Here is a 3386-nt window from a genome sequence, read left to right on the forward strand (position 1 = left end):
GTTTTGCTGTTGTAGCTGATGAAGTGCGCTCCCTGGCAGGCAGAACGCAGGACAGTACAAAAGATATCCGCCAAATGGTAGAAAAGTTACAAGCGATATCAAAAGATGCCGAAAACACCATGCAGCAAGGCCGGCAACAGACAGAAACCAGTGCAGAACGTGCCCGTACTCTGGAAGCTGCATTAACCGATATCAGCCATGCCATTATGCGTGTTAAACAACAAAGCAGTCAGATTGCCGACAGTACCGGACAGCAAAGTGCTGCCGCCGATGAGATTAACCAGAGTCTGCACACGATAACTGCTCTGGTCGACAACACGGCAGGTCACGCGACAGAGCTGTCGGCAGAATCGGTGCAGTTAAGTGCGGCAGCAGACACGCTTAACGGTGTTGTCAGTCAATTCAGAATTAAAAGTTAACGCTACTGTCTATTAATTCAGCAACAAGCGCAGCAATGGCTGCGCTTTTCCCACATCGCATTTGCCCGCAGTACAAATTTATGAGTATGCTGTCACTATGACTCTTTGATGCGTAAACAATATGATTCTTCTTAGCTATTTTGAACCGGAAACCGGAGTCTGGCAGCAGATATCATACCAACAGTTGCCTGCTCAGTTACCCTCGGACGCAAAATTATGGGTTAACCTTAATGACGCTACTGCAGAAGAGCAGCTACAAGTGTTACGCCGTTTTGCGATAGTGCCAACACTAGCCGAAGATTTCAGCCGGCAGCGGCACCCGCCTAAGCTGGAGTCACAAACAGACTTCACCTTGTTAATCATGCGCGGCTATGCCGATGCTGATTTCAGTGAGTATACCGGCAGTGCACAGGTTAACCTGTTGTATTCAAGACAAGTATTGATAAGTCGGATCCACAGTCATAACCCGCAGCTTCTGGCGCAGCTCACGCCGCAGGTCAATGGTAACAGCCAGGTCACCGTTGCTGACTGGGTCAAACAGCTGATCCTCGGCGTATCAGCAAGCTATCTGGAAAAGCTGATTAGCTTTGAAGATGAGCAAAGTGAACTGGAAGATGCCATGCTGCACCGTGGCAATGATGAGCAAATGGCACTTATTATGCGCTACCGTTCTGTGCTGCGGAAAATAAACCGTAATCTGGCCTATCAGAAAGATATTTTCTCTGAAGCGGTGTATGAAGAACAAAACCCGCTACTGCGCCATTTTAGCAGTACAGAACTGCGTGATTTTTATGAAAAGTTTGAACGGCTGCATAGCATGACTGATTTATACTACGATCAGCTTAGCGATTTGGTGGAAGGCTATCTGTCAACCACATCACATCAGATAAACGAAAGGATGAAAGTATTGACTATTGTCAGCACCATTTTCATCCCGCTGACGTTTATTGCTGGTATTTATGGTATGAATTTTATTTATATGCCCGAGCTGCAAATGCCCAATGCCTACTTCACCGTGTTAATCGCCATGGCTCTGGGCGGTGTGGCCGGGCTGATCTGGTTTAAAATACGCGGCTGGTGGTAACCCCACCCGGGCAACGGAGTAGTAAATGGCAGAAAACCAACCGCTGGATATTGAAGAAATAGTGCGTGACAGCTTCGATGAGAACGAAGCTGAACACCTGACCGGAAAACTCAGCCAGCTGGAACCGGAAGAAATCGCTATTGCATTAGAAGCCATGCCGGTAGAGCAGCGGGTTAGCACCTGGCTGAGCCTGCATCCGGATGACCAAATCGCCGCCCTGACCTACATGCGGGTCGACGCCCGGGACAATATATTCAAACAATTGGATGAACAACAACTGCGCTCTCTGGTTGAGGGCATGGAAGTTGACGATCTGATCGAGTTACTCGACGAACTGCCGCAGCGGATCTATGACTACGCCTGTTCGCGGTTAGATGAAAGTCAGCGCCGCTGGCTGGATACAGCACTGGGTTACGATGAGGATCAGTGTGGTCGTTATGCTGATCACGACATGCTGATTATCAATAAAAATGCCAAAGTTCGCGATGCTATCCGCTTGTTCCGCCAACTGGCAGAAGATGCCGAATACCACGATGCGTTATTCGTTGTCGATCGTACCGGGCGTTATGTCGGCCTGGTACACGCCACCCAGTTACTCGGCCTTGGCAGCCATCTACCGGTAGAAACAGTAATAGACAAGGATGCGCCTTTGGTGGAAGGCGAAATGGACCTGGATCAGGGCTCAGATATCGTGTCACGCTCTGGCTATACCGCTTTGGCGGTTGTAGATGCTGAAGGAAAATTACTGGGCCGTTTATCTATCGGCGAAGCGTTAGAAAACGTGCGCAGAAGCCTGGAAAGCCAGTTCATGCACACGGCGGGTTTGGATGAAGAGGAAGACTTATTCGCACCGATTTTTAACAGTGCCAAACGCCGCGCCTTATGGCTGGGTATCAATCTGCTGACAGCTTTTCTCGCCGCCTGGACTATTGGCCTGTTTGAAGCCACCTTGCAACAGGTGGTGGCGTTAGCGGTATTAATGCCTATTGTCGCCAGCATGGGCGGCATTGCCGGTAGCCAGACGTTGACACTGATGATCCGCGGCCTGGCGCTGGAACAGATTACGCCTAAAACCTACATGACGCTGTTGCGTAAAGAGCTTGGCGTCGGTGCCATCAACGGCCTGCTATGGGCACTGGTGATTGCAGCAATTACCTATTTCTGGTTTGGTGACTGGATAATCGGCGGTGTGATTGGTATGGCGATTGTCATTAATATCGTTGCCGCAGCGATCTCCGGCGTATTAATCCCCATCTGGCTGGAGAAACTGAACATTGACCCTGCTCTTTCCGGCTCGGTGATCCTGACAACGGTCACTGACGTGATTGGCTTTTTTGCCTTTCTCGGTTTAGGCTCGTTATTCTTACTGGGTTGAAAAAGCAACTTAATTATTTTACATCGGCAGCAGTATTCTTGCTGCCGGGTGCTTAAGACAATCTTACAATAGCTGCGAACATTAACGCTTATCGGAGAGCGCATGAAAATTGCGATTTTATCGCGCAATGCAGAGTTGTATTCCACCAAACGTCTGGTCGAGGCGGCTACAGAGCGCGGCCATCAGGTTCAGGTGATAGACCCGCTTACCTGCTATATCAACGTCAATCGCATCAAATCCTCAATTCACCACAAAGGTGAAGCGCTGGAGGGCTTTGATGCTGTGATCCCGCGGATCGGCGCATCGATTACATTTTACGGCACCGCCGTACTGCGTCAGTTTGAAATGATGGGCGTGTACAGCCTGAACGAGTCGGTTGCGATAGGCAGGGCAAGGGATAAACTGCGCAGCCTGCAATTACTGGCCCGTCAGGGCATCGGCTTACCGGTTACCGGCTTTGCTGACAAACCCGGCGATATCCCCGATTTAATTGAAATGGTCGGCGGTG

3 protein-coding genes and 1 pseudogene are annotated in these 3386 nt (G+C 49.9%); all 4 read left to right on the plus strand.

Annotation, left to right across the window (positions count from 1 at the left end):
* On the plus strand, window positions 1–419 hold a 419-nt coding region (locus VIN66_RS04000; protein WP_331922789.1), incomplete at its 5' end, for a methyl-accepting chemotaxis protein.
* A gap of 121 nt (window positions 420–540) precedes the next feature.
* Window positions 541–1503, plus strand: a complete 963-nt coding sequence (locus VIN66_RS04005; RefSeq protein ID WP_331922790.1) for a magnesium transporter CorA family protein — start codon at window positions 541–543, stop codon at window positions 1501–1503.
* Window positions 1504–1528: 25 nt separating this feature from the next.
* The gene (mgtE, locus tag VIN66_RS04010; protein WP_331922791.1) at window positions 1529–2878 is read left to right on the plus strand and encodes a magnesium transporter; all 1350 of its coding nucleotides are present in this window, start codon (window positions 1529–1531) and stop codon (window positions 2876–2878) included.
* 102 nt (window positions 2879–2980) lie between these two features.
* A pseudogene (locus VIN66_RS04015) lies at window positions 2981–3386 on the plus strand (30S ribosomal protein S6--L-glutamate ligase); the annotation flags it as partial.

The organism is Rheinheimera sp. (genome assembly GCF_036568245.1).
Taxonomy (GTDB): Bacteria; Pseudomonadota; Gammaproteobacteria; order Enterobacterales; family Alteromonadaceae; genus Alishewanella.